We start from the raw sequence: 7,523 nt of genomic DNA on the forward strand, positions 1-7,523 counted from the left end.
GCGATCACGCCAGGAATTGCTCGGCGAAAATCCGTTCTTCCAGGCTGCTGCCCGGATCGAACAGCAAGGTCAGCTGATGCTTGCGGCAAGCGGCGATATGCACTTCGCGGATATCGCGCACTTCCTTCTGATCGGCGACAACCGCAACCGGGCGCTTGGCGGCCTCCAGCACGCTGAAACTGACCTTGGCATTGTCCGGCAGAATCGCGCCGCGCCAGCGGCGCGGGCGAAACGGGCTGATCGGGGTGAGCGCCAGCAACGGGGCGTTGATCGGGATGATCGGCCCCTGCACCGAAAGATTGTAGGCGGTCGATCCGGCCGGCGTCGCCACCAGCACGCCGTCGGCGATCAATTCTGCCATGCGCTCGCGCTCGTCGATCAGGATCCGCAGGCGCGCCGCCTGGTAGGTCTGGCGGAACAGCGAGACTTCGTTGATGGCGTGGTGGAGATGCACCACGCCATGGACGTCGGTGGCGCGCATCAAAAGCGGATGGATCACCGATTCCCTGGCCGCCGCCAGCCGGGCGTGCAGATCGAGGGTGGAGTACTCGTTCATCAGGAAGCCGACGGTGCCGCGATGCATGCCGTAGATCGGCGTGCCCGTGCGCATGTGCTGGTGCAGCGTCTGCAGCATCAAGCCGTCACCGCCCAGCGCCACCACGACATCGGCCTGTTTCGGGTCGCGATCGCCGTAGAGTTCGACCAGCTGTCCAAGCGCCTGCTGGGCTTCCGCACCCGCGCTCGCGACGAAGGCAATGCGGTCATATCGCCTGGGGCTGGTCATGGGATTGCGGCTCATGTGGCGCGACAGCGGGATCGAGGGCGCGCGGGGTCGTCTATACGACCTTGGCGGTGGTTGTCGAGAGAAGGCCGCCGCGCTGGTTAAGTCACCGGATCGTGCGATGAGCGTAACCCCGAAGCCGGCTATGCCTGTCGCGCTTGCCAACGATGCAGGGCTGTCGCAATTTTAGACTATGAGCCTGCTCCCGCTCGGGACATCCGGGGCGGATTGCGGGACGCAGGGAGAAGAAAACGCATGGCCATCCGCTTTGCCGCCGCGCCGCGCCTCACCTGTCTCGCGGTCGCGCTGCTTGCCTTCTCGCTCGTGAACGGGGCGCGCGCCGATGATGAGCCGGCGCCTGCGGATCACCCGATCGCGGCACCTTCCGGCCAGAAATTGGGCGGCCCGGGCGGACGCGGCGCCACGCCGGCTTCGCCGGCCGCGGCCGAGCAGCATCGCCTGCCGCCGGATTCCACCACCAAACAGACGCTGGCGCTTCCGGGACGCACGCTCGCCTTCTCGGCGACCGCCGGTTCGATCCGCCTGTTCGACGACAAGGGCGAGCCGCAGGCCGATATCGCCTACACCGCCTATCAGCTCGACGGCGCCGATCCGGCCACCCGTCCGGTGACCTTCCTGTTCAATGGCGGGCCGGGCGCGGCTTCGGCCTATTTGCAGCTCGGCGCCGTCGGACCTTGGCGGCTGTCGATCGACGGCGATGCGGCGATCCCTTCGGCATCGCCCGACCTGCGGCCCAATGCCGAGACCTGGCTCGACTTCACCGACCTCGTCTTCATCGACCCCGTCGGTACCGGCTATAGCCGCTTCGTCGCGTCAGGCGAGGAGGTGCGCAAGCGGTTTTTCTCGGTCGACGGCGACGTCTCCTCGCTGGCGCTGACGATCCGTCGCATCCTGGAAAAATCCGGCCGGCTGCTGTCGCCGAAATATGTCGCCGGCGAAAGCTATGGCGGCATGCGCGGACCGAAGATCGTCCGCAATCTGCAGGTCGAGCAGGGCGTCGGCGTCAAGGGCCTGATCCTGGTCTCACCGGTGTTGGACTTCCGCGAATTTTCAGGCTCCAGCATCCTGCAATATGTCTGGAGTCTGCCGACCATGGCGGCGGTGGCGCGCGAGAAGAGGGGCCCGGTGACCCGCGCCGACATGGCCGACGTCGAAACTTATGCGCGCGGCGAGTTCACGGCCGATCTCCTCAAAGGCGAGGTGGATGCGGAGGCCACCACGCGACTTTCCGATAAGGTGTCGGCACTCACGGGAATCGACCGGGCCGTGAGCCGGAGGCTCGCCGGGCGTTTCGACGCCATCGAGTTCCGCAGGGAATTCGACCGCAAGGACGGCAAGGTGACCGGACGCTACGACGGCTCCGTGCTGGGCCTCGATCCCTATCCGGACTCCAGCTTCTACCATTTCAACGATCCCTCCGGCGAGACGCTGACCGCGCCGCTGACGAGTGCTGCGGTCGACCTCACCACGCGAAAGCTCAACTGGCGGCCGGACGGCTCCTACCAGGTGCTCAACGGCGCGGTCGAAAGGGCCTGGGATTTCGGCCACGGCCTCAATCCTCCCGAATCGATTTCGCAACTGCGCGAGGCGCTCGCGCTCGACCCGAAACTGAAGCTTCTGGTGGGGCAGGGGCTGTTCGATCTGGCCACGCCGTATTTCGGCACGCAGATCCTGCTCGACCAGATGCCGGCCTTCGCGACGCCGCCGCGCGTCAAACTCGTGGTCTATCCCGGCGGGCACATGTTCTATTCGCGCGACGGCTCGCGCCAGGCGTTCCGCGCCGAGGTCGAGGCGCTGATGAAGTAGGGACTATCAAAACAAAACCGGCGCGAGCCGAGGCCGCGCCGGTTCGATTTAGCGGTTCTGAGAACTCAGTAGACGAGACCGGTGCCGGGCGGCTGTTCCAGCGCAGCCGCAAGCGAGCGGTATTCCTCGCTGTCCTTGCCCGCGAGCGCCGCGATCCGGGTCAGATGATATTCGGCCTGCTCGCGATTGCCCTGTTCGATCTGCCACAGCCCGTAATACTGCCAGGTCTTGACGTGGTTGGGATCGTCCTTCAACGCGCGCTCGTACCAGACTTGCGAAAGCTTGTAGTCGCCGAGCTTGCGATAGGAATAGCCGATCAGATTGGCGACGGCTGCGGTGTCGTCATGGCCGAGCGCCTTTAACTGCTCGATCGCAGCGGCATAGTCGTTGCGGTCATAGATGGTGGAATAGGCCGCACGATAACCGTTCGCGAACGCCGCGTATTCGCGGTTCAGCTTCAACTCGCTGCTCTTTTTCTTGGTCTTCTTGGCGTCGGATTTGGTGGAAGCGGGCGGCGAAGGCGCCTGCTCGTCGGACGCAGCCTTGGCCCTGGTGATCAAGGGTGCGGCGACCAGCGCCATCGAAAACATTGCCAGCGTCAAAAGCCGGATCGCAAATTTGTTCATGCATCGCTCCTGTTGACGGTGAGAGGATCCAAATTCCTCGCTGTTCGTGCTGGCGAGGGCGGCGATCCGGGTCAAATGCCGAAGGCGATCCTACACCCAAGCCTGCCGATTTGAACACCCGGAGCCTCGGAACATTCCCGGGCGCCCCCGCTCATTTGGAGGAATTTCAGCCCTGCGCGGCCCCGGGCCCCCTTGGGAACCAAAGCTGGAACATGGCCAAGCTGTCATGGAGATGAACGAAGTCCGTCGCTGCGCTTCACGGCAGGTTCAGCGCGGGGCATCTAGGCTCGCCAGCATGATCCACGGCCCCGGCCATCCGACCGGCCACCCGTGATCCCCTTAGGAGGACACCATCATGTTGAAGACGATTTCCGCAGCACTGCTCGCCGTTTCCGTTCTTGCCGCGCCTGCGTTTGCGGCCGGCCAAAGCAAGACCGGGCAGGCACCGGTCATCAAGGCCGAGCAGGTGAAGCTGAAACCCAGCGTGCGTAACGCCAACGCCCGGATGGACCATCATCGCCGGCACCACCATCACCACAAGCACATGGGCGCGCTCAAGACGCACAAGACCTCGAAGGTCGCGATCAAGCACGCCGGCCCCGCTCCCAAGCGCGGCTGACACTGATCCGCGGGAGTGTTTCCACCCATCTTACCCCGCCGCTCCCGACGGATTCAGTCCCGGCCCGCGCCATTGCTTCCCCAATGGTTGCGGGCCGGAGTTGCTTTTCGTCAAATTTGCGCCTTGATGGATTCATCGATATGCGAATTCCATTTCGGCGGCGGACGTTCTAGGATTCGCTTTGACGGTCAACGCCGGTACCTGCGAGTTCCAGTTGGGGATATCAGCAAAGCATCTGGCGATCCTGCTGCTGCCGATCGCGCTTGCCGCCTGCGCCAGCAATGACGACGGCCGCGAGTCCTCCATCAGCATCGACAACGGCACCGCCAACCAGCCGTTTCCCGAAAATTATCGCGCGGAATTGCTGGCGTTCATGAAGACCTATCTCAACAATCCCGTCGGCGTCCATGACGGCGCCATGGCCGAGCCGGTGCAACGCACGGTCGGCGGGCGGGTGCGCTATGTCAGCTGCCTGCGCTACACGCCGCGCGAATCCGACGGCAGCTATCTGAACTTGCGCGAACGCGCGATCGTCTATGTCAATGGCCGGCTCGACCGCGTGGTCGAGAAGCCGGGCGAAATCTGCGCCGGCGCCACCTACGCGCCGTTTCCGGATCTGGAGCATATGACGCGATAGCGGCTGCGCCGCGCGCAGGCTCGTACCCCGATGCTCTCGCGCAGAGCAAAGCAGCGGCGCCGCAAATCGCAATACATCCTCGCGATCAAACACGCGCCGAAATCGCGCATGTCAAACCCGCAAACACGCTCGCGTCGATTTTCTTTCGACACAATTTATCACAACGCTGCGATTCGCGCAGTATTGAACATTGCGGCACGAACATTGCTTTACATGAAACGGGGGTAGGTTTGACATTCAGGAGCGTGGCACATGAAACGCATCGTGTTTGGTCTGATCTTAAGCGTGGTGGTTGCTTGCCTCGTCGGCAGCGTAAGAGCGCGTGACCTCGACGGCCGATACGCCAATTCACCGCTCAAGCCGTGGTTCGATCATCTTGCCAGCGGCAAGGGACTCTGTTGCTCGATGGCCGATGGTGAAAGCGTCGCCGACCCGGATTGGGAATCCAAGGACGGCCACTACCGCGTCCGGCTCGAAAGCAACTGGGTCGATGTTCCCGACGACGCCGTCATCACCGAACCAAACCGGGCGGGACGCACGATGGTTTGGCCGATCCGGTTCGACAACCAGATCTCGATCCGGTGTTTCATGCCCGGCAGCATGACCTGACCGCTGCCGGCGCGTCTGGAGATGGGGCGCTCTCCCGCAAGGCGGGAGGCTGAAGCCGCGCGCTCACCATATCAGCGCAATCGGCGCGGGGCTGAATGCTGCGCGTGCCGGAACCCGATGGTGGCTTGCGCGGGCGGGGATGGACCCCGATCACTTTTCAGCGAGCTTTGAGCCTGATCCCAGGCCGCGTCGACCAAAGCACAGCGGGAAGCCTGCGCTTTCCGGGCAAAAAGATCGCCCGGCGGTGGAACAAAACGCCGTTGTTGCCGCGCCGTCACAGTTGCGAACCATCACAGCTCCGGCATTGCCGCGAAGCAACCAAATTGACGCCACGTTGTTTGATTTCATGTCGTAACGACAATAACGGGGATCAAGTTATGAAAAGAATTTTGCTTGGCACGGCTGCGCTGATCGCGCTCGCGGCGCCTGCGTTTGCGGCTGACATGCCGGCGCGCACCTACAGCAAGGCTCCCGCCTATACCGCGCCCGAACCGGTCTACAACTGGACCGGCTTCTATATCGGCGGCAACCTCGGCGGTGCGTTCGCGGGCAACAACAGCCTCGAGAGCAGCGGCGGCCGCTTCATGGGCGGCGTGCAGGGCGGCTTCGATTATCAGTTCGCGCCCAACTGGCTGATCGGTGTGGAAGCGCAATACGACTGGCTCAGCAACAACAACAATAACGGTGTGCTGTTTCCGGCCGGCACGCTCGTGACCGGGAATACCGATCAGATCGGCTCTGTCACCGGCCGGGTCGGCTACACTTGGGGTCCGGGGCTGCTCTACGCCAAGGGCGGCTACGCCTGGCGCGACAATCCCAATATCGGCGTGTCCTTCGCCGGCGCGCCGGTGCCGTTCACGACCGACGGCAACCACACGAACGGCTACACCGTCGGCGGCGGCTTCGAATACATGTTCGCGCCGAACTGGTCGGCCAAGGCCGAGTACCAGTATTACAATTTCGGCAATACCACCTTTACCAGCGGGCCCGCCGAGATCATCGGCTCCCGCTTCCGCAACGACGAGCACACCGTCAAGGTCGGCATCAACTACCGCTTCGGCTGGGGTGGCCCGGTGGTCGCGCGCTACTGAGGTCTCGAGACATTACGAGAGGGCCGGCCTCGCGCCGGCCCTTTTTGTTGTGCCGCCGCATTCGCCGGAGACCGGTTTCTGTTTGAAGCAGAACCAAGGTTTTAGCCCCCTGTCTTGACGTGTTTTCTTCACGCCAGAGTCCCGTTTCGATGGAATCGAAACGGGAGTCTTTGATGTGACGCGTTTTCTTAACGCGAACCGGGGACCACTTCGCTCGAAAACGCGCTGGCCGGTATCCACTTCGCTCGAAAACGCTCTAAGATGCCGCCGATGGATCGGCCCGGACGCGAAAACCAGAGACCTGCCTATCGCGCTGATATCGACGGCCTGCGGGCGATTTCCATTCTGCTGGTGCTCGGATATCACGCCGACCTCGGGCCATTCCCCGGCGGTTTCGTCGGCGTCGACGTCTTCTTCGTGATTTCCGGCTTCCTGATCACCGGCATCCTTCTCAGGGAAATCGAAGCCGGCCATTTTTCGCCGGCGGGATTTTACGCGCGCCGGATCCGGCGGATCTTTCCGGCGCTGATCGTGGTGCTCGCGGCCACCGTCCTGATCGGCTGGGTCGTGCTGCTGCCGGACGGATTTGCCCTGCTCGGCAAGAGCGTCGCGGCCGGCGTTCTCTTCGTATCCAACCTGTTTCAGCTCACCCAGGTCGGCTATTTCGCGCCCGATGCGGCCGAAAATCCGCTGGTCCATCTCTGGTCGCTCGGCATCGAGGAGCAATTCTATATTTTCTGGCCGCCGCTGCTGTGGCTGCTCTCCAGATCGAAGCGGCGAGGGTTTTGGATGGCGGTGGTGGCGGCGATCTCGTTCGGCGTCAGCCTGATGATCTTCGTCGGCTCCCGGGACATCGCGTTCTATTCGCCGATTTCGCGGGCGTGGGAATTGCTGGCCGGCGGCATGATCGCCAACCGCTTCGTCAGCGATCCCAAGGCCGAACGGGGAGGCTCGGTTGCGCGCGACAATTGGTGCGGCAGCATCGGCCTGTTGGCGATCCTGGGTGCCGCCATCGGGCTCAACAAGGACAGCCTGTTTCCGGGCGCCTATGCGCTCGCGCCCGTGCTCGGCGCGGGCTTGCTGATCGTCTCGCCGAATTCCTGGGTGAACCGGACCCTGCTGTCGAACCGGGCAATGGTCGGGATCGGATTGATCAGCTATCCGCTCTACCTCTGGCACTGGCCGCTATTGTCGTATCTCGCGATCATCCGAAACAATGATCCGACCATGCTGGAGGTGTGGGCGACCCTGATCGTTGCCTTCGCACTCGCCTGGCTGACCTGGCGCTTCGTCGAAATTCCGCTTCGCCGCCGGCCGCAGGTGGTGCCGAAAT

The 7,523-nt window shown here is 63.4% G+C and carries 8 protein-coding genes; 6 read left to right on the forward strand and 2 right to left on the reverse strand.

Translation table 11 applies throughout. The features are described from left to right. Positions 1 to 4 precede the first annotated feature (4 nt). Positions 5 to 784 carry an NAD kinase gene (locus tag VK804_RS16550; RefSeq protein ID WP_325372120.1) on the reverse strand — a complete coding sequence of 260 codons (780 nt, stop codon included), beginning with the start codon at positions 782 to 784 and terminating at the stop codon, positions 5 to 7. 252 nt (positions 785 to 1,036) lie between these two features. On the opposite strand from VK804_RS16550, the gene VK804_RS16555 reads away from it, so the two are divergent. Further along, positions 1,037 to 2,608, forward strand: a complete 1,572-nt coding sequence (locus VK804_RS16555) for a S10 family peptidase (protein ID WP_325372122.1) — start codon at positions 1,037 to 1,039, stop codon at positions 2,606 to 2,608. Positions 2,609 to 2,673: 65 nt separating this feature from the next. Here the strand turns inward: VK804_RS16555 and VK804_RS16560 are convergent, their stop codons facing one another. Then, complete coding sequence (locus tag VK804_RS16560) at positions 2,674 to 3,234, reverse strand: tetratricopeptide repeat protein (protein WP_325372124.1); 561 nt, start codon at positions 3,232 to 3,234, stop codon at positions 2,674 to 2,676. A 355-nt stretch (positions 3,235 to 3,589) separates the two neighbouring features. On the opposite strand from VK804_RS16560, the gene VK804_RS16565 reads away from it, so the two are divergent. The 5 genes from VK804_RS16565 to VK804_RS16585 form a co-directional block, all read left to right on the forward strand. Then, the gene (locus tag VK804_RS16565) at positions 3,590 to 3,853 is read left to right on the forward strand and encodes a His-rich protein BRANT (RefSeq protein WP_325372126.1); all 264 of its coding nucleotides are present in this window, start codon (positions 3,590 to 3,592) and stop codon (positions 3,851 to 3,853) included. A 214-nt stretch (positions 3,854 to 4,067) separates the two neighbouring features. Then, positions 4,068 to 4,490 (forward strand): hypothetical protein, encoded by a 423-nt coding sequence (locus tag VK804_RS16570; protein ID WP_414642801.1) that lies wholly within the window; start codon positions 4,068 to 4,070, stop codon positions 4,488 to 4,490. A 252-nt stretch (positions 4,491 to 4,742) separates the two neighbouring features. Beyond that, the gene (locus VK804_RS16575; protein ID WP_325372130.1) at positions 4,743 to 5,099 is read left to right on the forward strand and encodes a hypothetical protein; all 357 of its coding nucleotides are present in this window, start codon (positions 4,743 to 4,745) and stop codon (positions 5,097 to 5,099) included. Positions 5,100 to 5,476: 377 nt separating this feature from the next. Then, positions 5,477 to 6,190: an outer membrane protein gene (locus tag VK804_RS16580; RefSeq protein ID WP_325372132.1), complete on the forward strand. Its 714-nt coding sequence runs from the start codon at positions 5,477 to 5,479 to the stop codon at positions 6,188 to 6,190. A 270-nt stretch (positions 6,191 to 6,460) separates the two neighbouring features. After that, a partial coding sequence (locus tag VK804_RS16585; RefSeq protein WP_325372134.1) for an acyltransferase occupies positions 6,461 to 7,523 on the forward strand: 1,063 nt, incomplete at its 3' end.

Origin of the sequence: Bradyrhizobium sp., from assembly GCF_035484855.1 — a bacterium.
GTDB lineage: Bacteria > Pseudomonadota > Alphaproteobacteria > Rhizobiales > Xanthobacteraceae > Bradyrhizobium.

What these genes read in the sequence shown, in the direction of transcription:
- VK804_RS16560 (WP_325372124.1), bottom strand. Translation starts at nt 3,234, where the DNA reads ATGAACAAATTTGCGATCCGGCTTTTGACGCTGGCAATGTTTTCGATG.
- VK804_RS16580 (WP_325372132.1), top strand. Translation starts at nt 5,477, where the DNA reads ATGAAAAGAATTTTGCTTGGCACGGCTGCGCTGATCGCGCTCGCGGCG.
- VK804_RS16565 (WP_325372126.1), top strand. Translation starts at nt 3,590, where the DNA reads ATGTTGAAGACGATTTCCGCAGCACTGCTCGCCGTTTCCGTTCTTGCC.
- VK804_RS16575 (WP_325372130.1), top strand. Translation starts at nt 4,743, where the DNA reads ATGAAACGCATCGTGTTTGGTCTGATCTTAAGCGTGGTGGTTGCTTGC.
- VK804_RS16555 (WP_325372122.1), top strand. Translation starts at nt 1,037, where the DNA reads ATGGCCATCCGCTTTGCCGCCGCGCCGCGCCTCACCTGTCTCGCGGTC.
- VK804_RS16550 (WP_325372120.1), bottom strand. Translation starts at nt 784, where the DNA reads ATGACCAGCCCCAGGCGATATGACCGCATTGCCTTCGTCGCGAGCGCG.